Raw genomic sequence first — 14,987 nt, forward strand, 5'->3', positions numbered from 1 at the left:
CTACAGAGAAGTGCCTCCAAATCCGTAGGAGCCGGCTTGCCGGTGAAAAGGGCCTCAAGTCTTGAAGCGCCGCACCAGGCTGTCCAGCTCATTGGACAGCCCCGCCAAGTTCTGGGAGTCCAGGCGTGCCGCGTTGGCCAGTTCCGCCACCCGTTGCGCATCGCCATGGATCTGGCTGATGTGCCGGTTGATGTCTTCCGCCACTTGATGCTGCTCCTCGGCGGCGGTGGCGATCTGAGTGTTCATGTCGCGGATCACGTCCACCGACTCGCGGATCTGTCCGAAGCTGTTGCGCGCCAGGCCGATGCGGTTCACCGACTGTTGGGATACTTCCAGGCTGGCGTGCATCTGCTGGGTCACGGCGCTGGTGCGCTTGGCCAGGTTGCCCAGCAGCCCGTCGATCTCGGCGGTGGAGTCGGCGGTGCGCTTGGCCAGGGCGCGGACTTCGTCGGCCACCACGGCAAAACCGCGTCCCTGCTCTCCGGCCCGGGCAGCCTCAATGGCGGCGTTGAGGGCCAGCAGGTTGGTCTGTTCGGCGATGGAGCGGATGGTGCCGAGGATCGACTGGATGTCGTTGCTGTCGCGTTCCAGTTGCTGCATCGATTGCGCCGATTGCTCGATCTCCTGGCTCAGGCGGTCGACGCTGTGCACCGCGTCGTCGATCTGCTGCTGGCCTTCCTGGGCCTGACGCTGGCCACTGTCTGCCGATTCGGCGGCCTGGCTGCAGGAGCGAGCCACTTCGTTGGCCGTGGCCACCATTTCGTGGAAGGCCGTGGACACCATGTCCACCGCTTCGCGCTGGCGTCCGGCGGCTTCGGCCATGTCGTTGGAAACCTGGGTCGAGGAATGGGAGGTGGCGAGAATCTTCTGTGCCGCCTGGCCGATGTGCTGGATCAGGCTGCGGATCGCCGCGAGGAACTGGTTGAACCAGTTGGCCAGTTGCGCGGTTTCATCGCTGCCACGGATATTCAGGTTGCGGGTCAGGTCGCCTTCACCCTGGGCGATGCCTTCCAGGCCACTGGCGACACTGCGGATCGGCCGCACGATGAGGCTGGCGAAGCTGGCTCCGAATACCGCGAACAACACGGCCAGGACCCCGGCGATCACGGCGATGATCCAGGTCAGCTGGGTGGCCGAGCCCATGACTTCGTTCTGCTTGATCAGGCCGATGAAGGTCCAGCCCAGTTGTTCGGAAGGCCAGACGTTGGCCATGTAGTGCTCGCCGCCCAGTTCCACTTGCACCAGGCCCTTGCCGGTCTTGGCCAGTTGCGCGTATCCCTCGCCGAGGCTGTCCAGGGCCTTGAAGTTATGCTCCGGCTGCTTGGGGTCCACCAGCACCGTGCCGTTGTTTTCCATCAGCATCAGGTAGCCGGACTCGCCCAGCTTGATCTGCTTGACGATTTCGGTGAGCTGCTTGAGCGACACGTCGACCGCGACCACGCCGCCTTGGGGGCCCAACTGGTTGGCCAGGGAGCGCACGGTGCTGACCAGCACCGCATCGTCCGGGGCCCAGTAGTACGCATCGGTGCGCAGGGTCTTGCCCGGGCTGGCCAGCGCGGCCTTGTACCAGGGGCGCACGCGGGGATCGTAGTTGGCCAGCTTCAGGTCGGCGGGCCAGGAGACGTAACCGCCGTTGCTCACGCCATAGGACACATAGGCATAGGCGGGGTGGCTGGCGGCCATGGCGGCGAACAGTTCGAAGATGCGTTTGTCCTGCTCGCCTTCCGGAACCTTGGCGGCATCGGCGCTCATCCAGGTCTTGAGGTCGCCGCCGGCCTGGGTCAGCAAGGGTTGGGCTGCCAGGTAGTCGATGTTCTGGCTGATGCCTTCGAAGAACAGCTGCATGGCATTGGCCACTTGGCGGATCTCGCGGCCGCTGCCGTCGACAAAGGTGTTTTGCGCTTCGCTGCGCAGGTTGATCACCACCAGCGTGGCCACCAGCACCACGGGCAGGCAGGCAATGGCGGCGAAGGCCCAGGTGAGTTTCTGTTTGATATTCATCCGCGCTCCAGATTTTCTTGTATGACCACGAAGTGCAGGCGACTCGCGGATTATTGGCAGCTTGAAAGATGGCGCTGATTGCAGTCCCTGAGGCAGAAGTCGAGCAGGCAGCGATCGAACCTTGGCCGGCGGCTGACGTCTTTATTGGATTGTCGGACAAAATCCCTTTGTCTCTGATGACTTCGGCTGGGACGGCGGAAAATTGAGTCGCGCAGAGAAAAAACCTCCTTGAAGACGCCAAGGGCGTGCGACGGATGGCGGCAATCTCTCACGCCATGGCGGACGTTGTTCGCTGGCCACTCGGCTATGATCCTCGGCGGCAGCGCTTCAGGGATCTGGCACATTGAGTGCATTGCTGTCGTCCAGCGCTCGGCAGCCCTTTCCCGTGGTGGGAGGATTGCCGTATAACGAGTGACTTTCGCGTGTTTGGTAACAAGGGACCCACAATAAAAGCTGATGAAGACTCCAAAACGCATTGAACCCCTGATCGAAGACGGTCTGGTAGACGAGGTGCTGCGCCCACTCATGAGTGGTAAAGAGGCAGCTGTGTATGTGGTGCGCTGCGGCAACGAGCTACGTTGCGCCAAGGTCTACAAGGAGGCGAACAAACGCAGTTTCCGTCAGGCGGCGGAATATCAGGAGGGGCGCAAGGTTCGCAACAGCCGACAGGCGCGGGCCATGGCCAAGGGCTCCAAGTTCGGTCGCAAGGAAACCGAGGACGCCTGGCAGAACGCCGAAGTGGCGGCCTTGTTCCGTCTGGCCAATGCCGGGGTGCGGGTGCCCAAGCCATTCGACTTTCTCGAAGGCGTGTTGCTGATGGAGCTGGTGGCCGACGAGTACGGCGACGCGGCGCCGCGTCTCAACGATGTGGTGCTGGAACCGGATCAGGCCCGTGAGTATCACGCCTTCCTGATTTCCCAGATTGTCCTGATGCTGTGTACCGGTCTGGTGCACGGTGACCTGTCCGAGTTCAACGTGCTGCTGACGCCGGACGGTCCGGTGATCATCGACCTGCCCCAGGCGGTGGATGCCGCAGGCAACAACCATGCGTTCAGCATGCTGGAGCGGGACGTGGGCAACATGGCGTCCTACTTCGGGCGTTTTGCCCCGGAGCTCAAGCACACCCGTTATGCCAAGGAAATGTGGGCCTTGTACGAGGCTGGCACCTTGCATCCGGGCAGTGTGCTGACCGGCGAGTTCGACGACCCCGAAGAACTGGCGGATGTTGGCAGCGTGATCCGCGAGATCGAAGCGGCACGTCTCGACGAGGAACGCCGGCAGGCCGTGCGGGCGGCGGACGATGCGCCGCCAGGCAAATCCGAAGAACCACCGCCTCCGCCCTGGATGCAGTGATGGAATAGAAAAATCCGGCCTTGGCCGGATTTTTTATTCCTGCAAGCTACCTGGCACCTTGGCACCTTGGCACCTTGGCACCTTGGCACCTTGTAGCCGCTGCCGCAGGCTGCGCACGGCCCGAAGGGACGCGAGGATCTTGAGGGCGCTGAGGTTTTGCAAGGGATCGCCAAGCAAGGCCCTGCGGACCTTTTCGCAGCCTCGCCAGGGCTCGGCAGCGGCTACAGAGAGCGCTTCTTGCAAATGCTCAGGACCCGCAACAACTGCCCGAAGCCAGTTCCTTGAGGATCGGGCAGTCCGGGCGATGGTCGCCGTGGCAGTGCTCCACCAGGTCCTGCAGGGTGTCGCGCAGCCCGGCCAGTTCGCGGATCTTCTGGTTGAGTTCATCGATGTGCTGGCGCGCCAGGGCCTTTACATCGGCGCTGGCTCGCTGCCGGTCCTGCCACAGGGTCAGCAGCTTGCCCACTTCTTCCAGGGAAAAGCCCAGATCGCGAGAGCGCTTGATGAAGGCCAGGCTGTGCAGGTCTTCGTCGCCGTACAGGCGATAGCCGCTGTCGCTGCGATGGGCCGGCTTGAGCAGGCCGATGGACTCGTAGTAACGGATCATCTTGGCGCTCAGGCCGCTCTTGCGCGCTGCTTGGCCGATGTTCATTCGGCGTTCTCCAGGTCTTTGGGTTTCCAGGTTTTCAACAGTAGCGCATTGCTCACCACGCTGACGCTGGACAGGGCCATGGCCGCCCCGGCCAGCACCGGGTTGAGCAGGCCGAAGGCCGCCAGCGGGATGCCGATCAGGTTGTAGACGAAGGCCCAGAACAGGTTCTGGCGGATTTTCGCGTAGGTCTTGCGGCTGATCTCCAGGGCCGCGGGTATCAGTCGTGGATCGCCGCGCATCAGGGTGATGCCCGCCGCGTGCATGGCCACGTCGGTGCCGCCGCCCATGGCAATGCCGATGTCTGCCGCCGCCAGGGCCGGGGCGTCGTTGATGCCGTCGCCGACCATGGCCACCACGCCGGTCTTTTTCAGTGCCGTCACCGTGGCGGCCTTGTCCGCCGGCAGTACTTCGGCGTGCACATCGTCGATGCCCAGGGCATCGGCCACGACCTTGGCGCTGCCACGGTTGTCGCCGGTCAGCAGGTGGCTGCTGATATGCCGCGCGCGCAGTTGCTGCACCGCCTGCAAGGCGCCGGGCTTGAGGGTGTCGCCAAAGGCGAACAGGCCCAGCACCCGGGATTGCGGGCTCTGCTCGATCAGCCAGGACAGGGTCCGGCCCTCGTGTTCCCAGTCTTTGGCTGCCTGGGCCAGGCTGCCCGGGGTCAGGCCGCTTTCTTCCAGCAGGCGGCGGTTGCCCAGGGCCAGTTGGCGGCCGTCCAGGGTGCCGGCGATGCCGCGCCCGGTCAGGGACTGGCTGGCGCTGACATCGGCCACCGGCAGTTGGCGTTCCTGGCACAGGTCCAGCACCGCTTTGGCCAGGGGATGCTCACTGCCGCGCTGCAGGGCACCGGCCAGTTGCAGCACGCTATTGTCGTCGCCTTCCAGGGCCTGCATATGGGCGATGCGTGGCGTACCGGAAGTCAAGGTGCCGGTCTTGTCGAAAACCACCGAGCTGACTTCGTGGGCTCGTTCCAGGGCTTCGGCGTCCTTGATCAGGATGCCGTGGCGGGCGGCCACGCCGGTGCCGGCCATGATCGCGGTGGGGGTGGCCAGGCCCAGGGCGCAAGGGCAGGCGATCACCAGCACGGCGACGGCGTTGATCACTGCGGTTTCCAGGGGCGCGCCATACAGCCACCAGCCCACCAGGGTGATCAGCGCCAGCACCAGCACGGTGGGTACGAACACCTGGCTGACCTTGTCCACCAGCTTCTGGATCGGTGCCTTGCCGGCCTGGGCATCTTCCACCAGGCGAATGATCCGTGCCAGCACGGTTTCCGCGCCGAGGGCCAGGGTGCGTACCAGCAGGCGGCCTTCGCCGTTGATGGCGCCGCCGGTGACTTTATCCCCAGGCTGCTTGGGCACCGGCAGGCTTTCACCGCTGATCAGCGCTTCGTCGGCATGGCTCTGGCCTTCGATGACTTCGCCGTCCACCGGAAAGCGCTCGCCGGGTTTGACCAGCACCAGGTCGTTCAGGCGCAGGGCGCTGATGGCGACTTCCTGCTCGCGCCCATCGATGACCTGGATTGCCCGCTCGGGGCGCAGGGCTTCCAGGGCGCGGATGGCGCTGGCGGTCTGGCGCTTGGCGCGGCTTTCCAGGTACTTGCCCAGCAGCACCAGGGCGATCACCACCGCCGAGGCTTCGAAGTACAGGTGCGGCATGCTGCCGGCGGCGGCCGTGGCCCATTCATACAGGCTCAGGCCATAGCCGGCGCTGGTGCCCAGGGCCACCAGCAGGTCCATGTTGCCGCTGCCGGCGCGCACGGCTTTCCAGGCGGCGACATAAAAGCGTGCGCCGAAGATGAACTGCACCGGAGTGGCCAGGGCGAACTGGGCCCAGGCCGGGAGCATCCAGTGCAGGCCAAAGGGTTGCACCAGCATCGGCAGCACCAGGGGCAGGGCCAGGAGGATCGCCAGGACCAGGCTCCAGCGTTCGCGGCGCAGGTTCTGCTGCTGGTCGTTGCCGTGCTTCTGCTCGGCCTGCCACAGGCTGGCTGAGTAGCCGGCCTGGGTCACGGCGTTGATCAGTTGCGCCGGGTCGACCTGGCCCAGCAGCTCGAGGTGAGCCCGTTCCGTGGCCAGGTTGACGCTGGCGCTGCGCACGCCTTGAACCTTGTTCAAGGCGCGTTCTACACGTCCGGCACAGGTGGCGCAGGTCATGCCGCCGATGGTCAATTCAATGGACTGCACCGGTACGCTGTAACCGGCATTTTCCACCGCTTCCAGCAGGGCCGGCAGACTGTCCCCGGGGGCTTCGATCCGGGCCTGTTCCGTGGCGAGGTTGACGCTGACCGCGCGTATACCGGCGACTTTGGCCAAGGCACGCTCCACACGACCGGCGCAACTGGCGCAGGTCATGCCGGCAATCGGCAGGTCGAAGGTGGTTGATTCAGGCATGGCTGACACTCCCTGTAAATGTTGCCCACAGGATCAACCTTGCCATGCAGGCAAGGTCAAGCGGGCATTGCCAGGGTGCTTCATTTTGTCCCAGGGGGGAGCAGGAGCACGCCTTGCGCTGCAGGACGCAAGGCGTGTGGAGAGCGGAGCGTCAGTAGTCCAGGGCGGTGGGCTTGAGGTACATGCCCGAGGCGTTGCTGGCGATGCGGAACTTCAGCACGTCGCCGGCCCGCACGCTGATGTCCTGGGAACCCGGGGCGAGCAGGCCAGGGTTGCAGCCCGGCGCCTGGCCCGGCAGCAGTTTCAGGCGCAGGGACACTTTGCCCGGCGGCAGGTTGAAGGAGGCGCTCTGTTCCTGGAACAGCCGACCGGCGAGCTGGTCCTGGATGTACAGGCCGATCTCGCAGGAGGTGGCGACTTCCAGCCGCTCCCGGGAAATGATCAGTACGCCGTAGTCTTCTCCGGCGGCCAGTGCCGGTGGCGTTGCCGCCAACAGACCAAGGAGGCCGACGAGGCTGAAAGTTGACCAGCGCATGGCTGAATCTCCTGCTGTGATGTCATAAGACGTGCAGCTTGGCGGAGCGCGGCGCCGATTTCCAGCCCGGCAGTTCAATCCGGAACTTGACCTTGCCACGGTGGCAAGGACAAGACTGCGTGCATCCCAATACAGGAGAAGCGCGATGCAAGTATTCAATGTTCAAGGCATGTCCTGCGGCCACTGCGTGCGGGCCATCACTCAGGCGCTGCAGAGCAAGGACCCGGCGGCCACCGTGCGGGTGGATCTGGCGGCCAAGGAAGTGGGGGTCGAGAGTCGCCTGTCCAGCGAAGAGGTGATCAATCTGATCAGCGAGGAAGGCTACGCCGTCCAGGTTGCTTGAGTCTTTTTAATCGTTAGCGACCTATCGGAATGTTCAAGGCGTCCAAGCGCAGCTAGACTGTGCGACCGCTGACCAACGCTCGCTTGGATGCCATGAACCTGCGCACAATCCTGATTCTCGGCGCCTTGAGCGCTTTTGGCCCTTTGGCCATCGACTTTTATCTGCCGGCCTTTCCCTCGATGGCCCTGGCTTTCGGCACCGATGAAAAGCACGTCCAACTGACCCTGGCCGCCTATTTCCTTGGATTGTCCATTGGGCAGCTGGCCTATGGTCCTGTGGCCGACCGTTTTGGTCGGCGCCTGCCGTTGCTGGTGGGAGTGGGGCTGTTCACCCTGGCCTCACTGGCCTGCGCCTATGCGCCCAACCTGGAGTGGCTGATTGGCGCGCGTTTCGTCCAGGCCCTGGGCGGTTGCGCCGGGATGGTGATATCCCGCGCGGTGGTCAGCGACAAGTGCGATGCCGTGGGTTCGGCCAAGGTGTTCTCCCAGTTGATGCTGGTGATGGGCCTGGCGCCGATCCTGGCGCCGATGCTCGGCGGCCTGCTGGTCAATCTCTACGGTTGGCAATCGATCTTCATCATGCTCACGGTGTTCAGCGCCCTGTCGGGATTGGCGGTGGCCCTGGGCCTGCCGGAAAGCATGCCGGCCACGCGCCCGCGCCTGCCGTTGTCCGGCGCGTTGCGCCAGTACGGCCTGTTGCTGGCGGACCGGGTCTTTCTCGGTCACGCCCTGACCGGCGGCATCGCCATCGCCGGGATGTTTTCCTATATCGCCGGCTCGCCCTTTGTCTTTATCAAGCTCTACGGCGTGCCGGCGGAGCATTTCGGCTGGTTCTTCGGGATCAATGCCGGCGGTTTCATCCTGGTGGCGCAGATCAATGCGCGGCTGTTGGCCAAGCGCGGTCCGGCTTTCCTGCTGGCCCGTACGGTGTGGATCTACCTGGCGGCCGGGTTGACCTTGCTGGCAGTCAGCGCTCTGCATACGAGTGAGCTCTGGCCGCTGTTGCTGCCCTTGTTCGTGTGCATCGCCAGCCTGGGCTGCATCATTCCCAACGCGGCGGCCTGCGCCATGAACGGCCAGGGCGCGCGGGCCGGCAGCGCTTCGGCCATGCTCGGTTGCCTGCAGTTCAGCGTCGCTGCGGGCGCTGCCTATCTGGTGGGTGTGTTGCACGATGGCAGCGCCATGCCGATGGCCATGGTCATCAGCCTGTGTGGTGTTCTGGCGGTGAGCATGGCGGTCATGACCCGGCGTTTGCAGAATGCCCGGGCCTTGAAAGCCGCTGAGCTCTGAGTCAGCCGACGGCGCGCTGACTCTGGGGAATCGGGTGGGGGGCTTGCAGGCGTGCTTGCAGGGTCTGGGTGAAAGCCCGGGCCTCGGCTTCACTGCGGAAAGTCACCGCGTGCTGGTCGAGACGGACCTGCCATTGGGAGCCTTGAGGGTTTGCCAATTCTTTTATCAGGATCTTCATTGCTGACCTCCTAACGGTAAAAGAGTGCGATGCAAGGGCTGCCAGTGTAGACCCGAATACGGTCACAAATATGACCGAAATCAACTCTCGGACTGACGGCGGCCATCGGGCTTTTGTGCGCGATGGCCGCCGTGCGTTCAGCCCTTAGAAACCTTCCAGGACGATCTTGCCCTTGGCCGTGCCGCTCTCCAGCAAGGCGTGGGCGCGGCGCAGGTTGGCCGCGTTGATCTGGCCGAAATGCTCGCCCACTGTGGTCTTCAAGGTGCCGGCGTCGATCAGCTCGGCGACCTTGTTGAGCAGCACGTGCTGTTCCTGCATGTCGGTGGTCTCGAACAGTGAGCGGGTGTACATGAACTCCCAGTGCAGGGACAGGCTCTTGCGCTTGAGCTTGGTCACGTCGAGGCTTTTCGGATCGTCGATCAGGGCCAGTTTGCCCTGGGGCACCAGGGCTTCCACCAACTCATCAAGGTGGGTGTCGGTCTGGGTCAGGCTGGCGACGTGGGTCACCTGGTTGATGCCGATGCGCTTGAGCTCGGCACTCAGTGGCTGACGGTGATCCACCACGCCGTGCGCGCCCAGCTCGCGGACCCAGGCTTGGGTCTGCTCCCGGGAGGCGCTGCCGATCACCTTGAGGCCGGTCAGTTGCCGGGCCAGTTGGGTGAGGATCGAACCGACCCCGCCGGCGGCGCCGACAATCAGCAGGCTCTGGCCCTGGTCGCTGCGGTCCTGGCTGATTTGCAGGCGTTCGAACAGCAGTTCCCAGGCCGTGATCGCGGTCAGCGGCAGGGCCGCGGCTTCGGCAAAACCCAGGCTCTTGGGCATATGGCCGACGATCCGTTCATCCACGGTGTGCAGCTCGCTGTTGCCTCCGGCCCGGGCGATGGAGCCGGCGTAGAACACCCGGTCGCCAACCTTGAACAGGCTGACCTCGCTGCCCACGGCCTTGACCACGCCGGCCACGTCCCAGCCCAGCACCTTGGCGGCGCCGCCTTCGGGCTGGACGTTCTGGCGGACCTTGGTGTCCACCGGGTTGACCGAGATGGCCTTGACCTCCACCAGCAGGTCGCGAGGGCCGGCGACCGGCTCGGGCAGTTCGATGTCTTGCAGGGACTTGGGGTCGTCGATTGGTAGGGATGCGTAGTAGGCGATGGCTTTCATGGTGAATTCCTGTTGAGTGCAGAGTGAGGGTCAGACGATCAGTTGCAGGCGCTTGAGTTCGAAGTGCTCGATCGCCTCGCGGGTCTGGTCGAGGAAATGCTGGAAGTGCGGGGTGTTGTTGTGAAACTCCAGGGCGGCCTCATCGTCCCAGCGTTCCAGAACGTAGAAGGTGCCCGGCTGTTCGGCGTCCTGATGCAATTGGTAGTACTGGCAGCCGGTCTCGGCACGGCTGGGGTGTACCAGGGCACTGAGTTCGTGCTTGAGGACGTTGTGCTGGTCAGGCTTGGCGATCAGGGTCGCGATGGCGGTAAAGGCTTGGGACATGGTGTTTACCTTTGGGCTGTCAGGTGATGGGCAGATAATTGGCTATTTCTCCTGAAGATAAAACCGGCTAAAAGAGCAGTGTCTTTCAATATTTTTTTGATAATCCAGGGGTAGATCCATGCTGCGATTCGATGACCTGCAACTGTTCGTGCGGGCCGCGGACCTGGGCAGCCTGTCGGCGGCGGCCCGGGTCATGGACCTGTCGCCGGCGGTGGCCAGCGCCGCCCTCAAGCGCATCGAAGAACACTTGGGGGCGCGTTTGCTGGCCCGTTCCACCCGCAGCCTGCGTCTGACGGCCGAGGGCGAGGGCTTTCTTGAATACGCTCGCGCCGCCTTGAGCAACCTGGATGAAGGGCGGCGCTTGCTGGCTAGTGGACAGGATCAGGTCAGCGGCGTGTTGCAGCTTTCCGCGCCCTCTGACTTTGGTCGCAACCTGCTGCTGCCCTGGCTCGACGAGTTCCAGCGCGAGCATCCCAAGCTCAGCGTGCGCCTGCTGCTGGGGGACCGGATTGCCGATCTGTTCCGCCAGCCGGTGGACATTGCCCTGCGCTACGGCGAGCCGGAAGACTCCAGCCTGGTGGCGCTGCCGATAGCCCCGGACAATCTCCGGGTCCTGTGTGCGGCCCCCAGCTACCTGGCCCGGCACGGCGAGCCGCGCCAGCTGGAGCAACTGGCCCAGCACAACTGCCTGCTGTACATGCTCGACAGCCGGGCCCATGACCTTTGGAGTTTTTATGACGGCAAGCGCGAGGTGAGCCTGACCGTCAGCGGCGACCGCCTGAGTGACGATGCCGATGTAGTGCGGCGCTGGGCGGTGGCCGGCGAAGGGATTGCCTACAAGTCCTGGCTGGATGTGGCCGCCGACGTGCTGGCCGGCCGCTTGCAAGTGCTGTTGCCGGAGTTGCGTTGCGAAGGCGCGTCGCTGAACCTGCTGTGCACCCATCGCGCGCACTTGAGCAAACCGGTCAAGCTGTTGCGGGACATGCTCCAGGAGCGCTGCGCCCAGATCAGCGCCCGCCGCCCGTAAGAGCCGGGGTGCCGGCGAACCCAGGTGCCGCGTCCTCGGCGTCGCTGCCGGACGCGAACAGGTCGCCCTCAGCCATCACCCCCCGCTTCGATCCCGCACACTCGACGGGTCGTGCATTCAATCGGGGGAACAGGGCATGGGCATACAGGGATACAGCGCCGCAGAGCGCCTGGAGCGCTTACCTATCAGCGGTTATCACCGGGTGATCTTCATCATCATTGCCCTGGCGTTTTTCTTCGACTCCATGGATTTGGCGATGATGACCTTCCTGCTGGGGTCGATCAAAACCGAGTTCGGCCTGAGCTCGGCCCAGGCCGGCCTGCTGGCCAGCTCCAGCTTCTTCGGCATGGTGCTCGGCGCCTCGCTGTCGGGCATGCTCGCCGACCGCTTCGGGCGCAAGCCGGTGTTCCAATGGAGCATCGTGCTCTGGGGCGTGGCCAGTTACCTGTGTTCCACCGCCCAGAGCGTGGACAGCCTGACCCTGTTCCGGGTGCTCCTGGGCATCGGCATGGGCATGGAGTTTCCCATCGCCCAATCGATGCTCTCGGAGATGATTCCGGCGCAACGACGCGGGCGCTACATCGCCTTGATGGACGGCTTCTGGCCCTTGGGTTTTGTGGCGGCCGGTGCGCTGTCGTACTTCCTCCTGCCGCTGATCGGCTGGCGCGACATCTTCCTGGTGCTGGCGATTCCGGCAGTGTTCGTGCTGGTGATCCGCTTCTTCATTCCCGAGTCGCCGCGCTGGCTGGAGCAGGCTGGGCGCCATGCCGAGGCCGACCGGGTGCTGCTGGGCATCGAGGACAAGGTGCGGGCTGCCCTGGGTGGCGCCCCGTTGCCGGAACCGGTGCGCCTGCCGCGAGTCGAGCAGGCGCCGGGGCACTTTTTTTCTGCGCTGAAACAGATCTGGTCGCCCCTGTATCGGCAACGCACGATGATGATCTGGAGCCTGTGGTTCTTCGCATTGCTGGGGTTCTACGGGCTGACGTCCTGGCTCAGCGCCTTGCTGCAACAGTCCGGTTTTGCCGTGACCCAGTCGGTGTACTACACGGTGCTGATTTCCCTGGGCGGGATTCCCGGGTTCCTCATGGCCGCCTGGCTGGTGGAGCGCTGGGGGCGCAAGCCGGTGTGCATCGTCACCTTGCTCGGCGGCGGGATCATGGCCTTCTTCTACGGCCAGAGCGCGGTGTTTGGCGGCAACGTCAGCCTGTTGATCGGCACCGGCCTGCTGATGCAGTTTTTCCTGTTCGGCATGTGGGCGGTGCTCTACACCTACACGCCGGAGCTGTACCCGACGTCTGCCCGGGCCACGGGTTCGGGCTTCGCTTCGGCCGTTGGCCGGATCGGTTCGCTGCTGGGGCCTTTGGTGACCGGGCTGGTGTTTCCCATCACCGGGCAGGGCGGGGTGTTTGCCCTGGGGGCGGCGTGCTTCGTGATCGCGGCGGGAGTGGTCTGGCTGTTCGGGATGGAGACCCGGGGCAAGACGCTGGAGGCGTTGAGCGAGGCGGCGGGCTGATAGAGAGGGGGGAGCTGTTCGCCGGCCAGCCGGCTCCTACACGAACCTGTAGGAGCCGGCTGGCCGGCGAAGGCCGTTACGGCTTGACCAGCCGCGCATCCAGGCTGTTCTGCGCCAGGCGCCGGGCCTGGTCCTGGGTCATGCCCAGGTCGGTGTACAGGGCGTGGAAGTTCTCGGTGACGTAGCCGCCGAAGTAGGCCGGGTCATCGGAGTTGACCGTGACCTTCACCCCGCGCTCGAGCATTTGCAGGATGTTGTGCTGGGACATGTGGTCGAACACGCAGAGCTTGGTGTTGGACAGCGGGCACACGGTCAGCGGGATCTGCTCGTCGATGATGCGCTGCATCAGCCGCTCATCCTCGAAAGCGCGCACGCCGTGGTCGATGCGCTGGATCTTCAACAGGTCCAGGGCTTCCCAGATGTACTCGGGCGGGCCTTCCTCGCCGGCGTGGGCGACGGTCAGGAAGCCTTCGCTGCGGGCGCGGTCGAAGACCCGCTGGAACTTGCTTGGCGGGTGACCCATTTCCGAACTGTCCAGGCCCACGGCAACGAAGGCATCGCGGAACGGCAGCGCCTGGTCGAGGGTTTTCTGTGCTTCTTCTTCGCTCAAGTGGCGCAGGAAGCTGAGGATCAGGCCGCTGGTGATGCCCAGTTGCTGCTCGCCGTCCTTGAGTGCGGCGGCGATGCCGTTGAGCACCACTTCGAACGGGATGCCGCGGTCGGTGTGGGTCTGCGGATCGAAGAACGGCTCGGTGTGGATCACGTTCTGCTCTTTGCAGCGCAGCAGGTAGGCCCAGGTCAGGTCGTAGAAATCCTGGGAGGTGCGCAGCACATCGGCGCCCTGGTAATACAGGTCGAGGAACTCCTGCAGGTTGTTGAAGGCGTAGGCCTTGCGCAGGGTTTCGACGTCGCTCCAGGGCAGGGCGATCTTGTTGCGTTCGGCCAGGGCGAACAGCAGTTCCGGTTCCAGGGAACCTTCCAGGTGCAGGTGCAACTCGGCCTTGGGCAAGGCGTTCAGCCAGTCATACATGGTGTTGTCTCATCAGGTGCAGGCGGGCGCTGCGAGAGTGATGCGCTGCCGGGGCCGTGCCCTTCTCTGGGGAACTGGCGGCGGTTGCGGCGATCGCCAGGTTTTCACCGGGCCCGAAAAAGCCGCCATTCTACATCTGGCGGCGCCATTGTTCGGTAAAACCTGACCGAATGGGCGATCAGGCCTGCTCCAGCTCCCGGCGATAGGCGTAGGTATCGGCAAAGCGCGAGAGCAGGAATTCGGCACAGGTGGTCACCGGGTACTTGGCCGGGTGCTCCGCGTCCTGGCAGCCGGGCAGGCATTCGATGCGGGTGTCCGGGTGCGGTTCGGCGAAGAACGGCATCGAGTAGCGGTCCACCCCCAGCGGGCTGATGACCCGGTGCGGAGTCGACAGGTAACGGTCGTTGCTCCAGCGCGCCATCATGTCGCCGAGGTTGACCACGAAGCTGCCTTCGATGGGCGGCGCATCGATCCACTGCCCCTGGACGTTGCGCACTTGCAAGCCACCGGCGGTGTCCTGGTAGAGCAGGGTGATGCAGCCATAGTCGGTATGGGCTCCCGCGCCTTGCTGCTCGGTGCTGCTGGCGGTGTGGCGGGGCGGGTAGTGGATCAGCCGCAGCACGCTGACCGGGTCCTGGAAGCGGCGGTCGAAGAAGTCGCGCTCGATGCCCAGGGCCAGGGTCATGGCCCGCAGCAGGGTCTGGGCCAGGGCTTGCATGTCCTGGTAGTGCTGCTCCATCAGGTCTTTCCAGCCGGGCAGGTCCGGGTGGCGGTTGGGGCCGCGCAGGGGCTTGTCCGCCACGACCTCGGGATGGTCATCCGGCAGGTGCAGGCCCATGTCGAAGGTTTCCTTGAGGTCGCTGGGCTTGCCCGGGTCCAGTTGCTCGGTGGCGATGGCGCCGTAGCCGCGATGGTGGCGGCTCTGGGTGATGTCGATCTTGAGTTTCTCGGCGCTGGGCAGGGCGAAGAAGTGCTTGGCCATGGCCAGCAATTGCTCGATGCGTTGTGCACTGATCGGGTGGCCCTTGATGTAGAAGAAGCCCCATTCGCGACAGGCGCGGTCGATCTGTCTGGCGACACTGTCCCAGCCTGGCTGGGCCTCCTGATACAGCGGGCTGATATCGATGATCGGCAGTTGATGCATGAAAAGGCTCCCATCCTGTTGGCGGTCCGTCGTCGCTGGCGGGTGCT

The 14,987-nt window shown here is 64.4% G+C and carries 14 protein-coding genes and 1 pseudogene; 5 read left to right on the plus strand and 10 right to left on the minus strand.

Going from position 1 to position 14,987, the window contains the following annotated elements; translation table 11 throughout:
• Positions 1 to 54: 54 nt before the first annotated feature.
• Together ACMGF8_RS08550 and ACMGF8_RS08555 are read right to left on the minus strand one after the other, a co-directional pair.
• Positions 55 to 822 (minus strand): methyl-accepting chemotaxis protein, encoded by a 768-nt coding sequence (locus ACMGF8_RS08550; RefSeq protein WP_371826197.1) that lies wholly within the window; start codon positions 820 to 822, stop codon positions 55 to 57.
• 90 nt (positions 823 to 912) lie between these two features.
• Positions 913 to 2,001 (minus strand): annotated as a pseudogene (locus ACMGF8_RS08555) (cache domain-containing sensor histidine kinase); the annotation flags it as partial.
• 456 nt (positions 2,002 to 2,457) lie between these two features.
• Between ACMGF8_RS08555 and ACMGF8_RS08560 the strand changes: the two are divergent.
• Positions 2,458 to 3,354 carry a PA4780 family RIO1-like protein kinase gene (locus ACMGF8_RS08560; RefSeq protein ID WP_102863027.1) on the plus strand — a complete coding sequence of 299 codons (897 nt, stop codon included), beginning with the start codon at positions 2,458 to 2,460 and terminating at the stop codon, positions 3,352 to 3,354.
• A gap of 247 nt (positions 3,355 to 3,601) precedes the next feature.
• On the opposite strand, the gene cueR is transcribed toward ACMGF8_RS08560, so the two are convergent.
• The 3 genes from cueR to ACMGF8_RS08575 all read right to left on the minus strand — a co-directional run bounded on the left by cueR (position 3,602) and on the right by ACMGF8_RS08575 (position 6,934).
• Positions 3,602 to 4,006, minus strand: a complete 405-nt coding sequence (cueR, locus tag ACMGF8_RS08565) for a Cu(I)-responsive transcriptional regulator (RefSeq protein ID WP_060837378.1) — start codon at positions 4,004 to 4,006, stop codon at positions 3,602 to 3,604.
• Positions 4,003 to 6,399, minus strand: a complete 2,397-nt coding sequence (locus ACMGF8_RS08570) for a heavy metal translocating P-type ATPase (protein WP_115581533.1) — start codon at positions 6,397 to 6,399, stop codon at positions 4,003 to 4,005. Before ACMGF8_RS08570 ends, cueR begins: the two co-directional genes overlap by 4 nt.
• A 151-nt stretch (positions 6,400 to 6,550) precedes the next feature.
• Positions 6,551 to 6,934 (minus strand): hypothetical protein, encoded by a 384-nt coding sequence (locus ACMGF8_RS08575; RefSeq protein ID WP_102863029.1) that lies wholly within the window; start codon positions 6,932 to 6,934, stop codon positions 6,551 to 6,553.
• A 145-nt stretch (positions 6,935 to 7,079) separates the two neighbouring features.
• Between ACMGF8_RS08575 and ACMGF8_RS08580 the strand changes: the two genes are divergently transcribed.
• Positions 7,080 to 7,277, plus strand: coding sequence for a heavy-metal-associated domain-containing protein (locus ACMGF8_RS08580; protein WP_102863030.1), 198 nt, complete (start codon positions 7,080 to 7,082; stop codon positions 7,275 to 7,277).
• Between the two features lie 92 nt (positions 7,278 to 7,369).
• Positions 7,370 to 8,566 carry a multidrug effflux MFS transporter gene (locus ACMGF8_RS08585; RefSeq protein ID WP_102863031.1) on the plus strand — a complete coding sequence of 399 codons (1,197 nt, stop codon included), beginning with the start codon at positions 7,370 to 7,372 and terminating at the stop codon, positions 8,564 to 8,566.
• Between the two features lies 1 nt (position 8,567).
• On the opposite strand, the gene ACMGF8_RS08590 is transcribed toward ACMGF8_RS08585, so the two are convergent.
• From ACMGF8_RS08590 to ACMGF8_RS08600, 3 genes are all read right to left on the minus strand, one after another.
• A complete protein-coding gene (locus tag ACMGF8_RS08590) occupies positions 8,568 to 8,744 on the minus strand; it encodes a hypothetical protein (RefSeq protein WP_162884107.1) in 177 nt (58 codons plus the stop codon).
• Positions 8,745 to 8,888: 144 nt separating this feature from the next.
• Positions 8,889 to 9,902 carry a zinc-binding alcohol dehydrogenase family protein gene (locus ACMGF8_RS08595; protein ID WP_102863032.1) on the minus strand — a complete coding sequence of 338 codons (1,014 nt, stop codon included), beginning with the start codon at positions 9,900 to 9,902 and terminating at the stop codon, positions 8,889 to 8,891.
• A gap of 30 nt (positions 9,903 to 9,932) precedes the next feature.
• Entirely contained in the window at positions 9,933 to 10,226 is a 294-nt protein-coding gene (locus tag ACMGF8_RS08600; RefSeq protein WP_102863033.1) for a putative quinol monooxygenase, read from the minus strand.
• Between the two features lie 118 nt (positions 10,227 to 10,344).
• Between ACMGF8_RS08600 and ACMGF8_RS08605 the strand changes: the two genes are divergently transcribed.
• Both ACMGF8_RS08605 and ACMGF8_RS08610 read left to right on the plus strand, forming a co-directional pair.
• Positions 10,345 to 11,253 (plus strand): LysR family transcriptional regulator, encoded by a 909-nt coding sequence (locus tag ACMGF8_RS08605; RefSeq protein ID WP_102863034.1) that lies wholly within the window; start codon positions 10,345 to 10,347, stop codon positions 11,251 to 11,253.
• Between the two features lie 136 nt (positions 11,254 to 11,389).
• Positions 11,390 to 12,766 (plus strand): MFS transporter, encoded by a 1,377-nt coding sequence (locus tag ACMGF8_RS08610; protein WP_416759274.1) that lies wholly within the window; start codon positions 11,390 to 11,392, stop codon positions 12,764 to 12,766.
• Positions 12,767 to 12,842: 76 nt separating this feature from the next.
• Here the strand turns inward: ACMGF8_RS08610 and ACMGF8_RS08615 are convergent, their stop codons facing one another.
• Together ACMGF8_RS08615 and ACMGF8_RS08620 are read right to left on the minus strand one after the other, a co-directional pair.
• A complete protein-coding gene (locus ACMGF8_RS08615) occupies positions 12,843 to 13,796 on the minus strand; it encodes an adenosine deaminase (protein ID WP_016966700.1) in 954 nt (317 codons plus the stop codon).
• Positions 13,797 to 13,974: 178 nt separating this feature from the next.
• On the minus strand, positions 13,975 to 14,940 hold the full coding sequence (locus ACMGF8_RS08620) for a 2-oxoglutarate and iron-dependent oxygenase domain-containing protein (protein WP_416759276.1): 966 nt from the start codon (positions 14,938 to 14,940) through the stop codon (positions 13,975 to 13,977).
• Positions 14,941 to 14,987 lie beyond the last annotated feature (47 nt).

It is taken from the genome of Pseudomonas sp. BNK-7 (assembly GCF_048072025.1).
GTDB classification, from domain to species: Bacteria; Pseudomonadota; Gammaproteobacteria; order Pseudomonadales; family Pseudomonadaceae; genus Aquipseudomonas; species Aquipseudomonas danubii.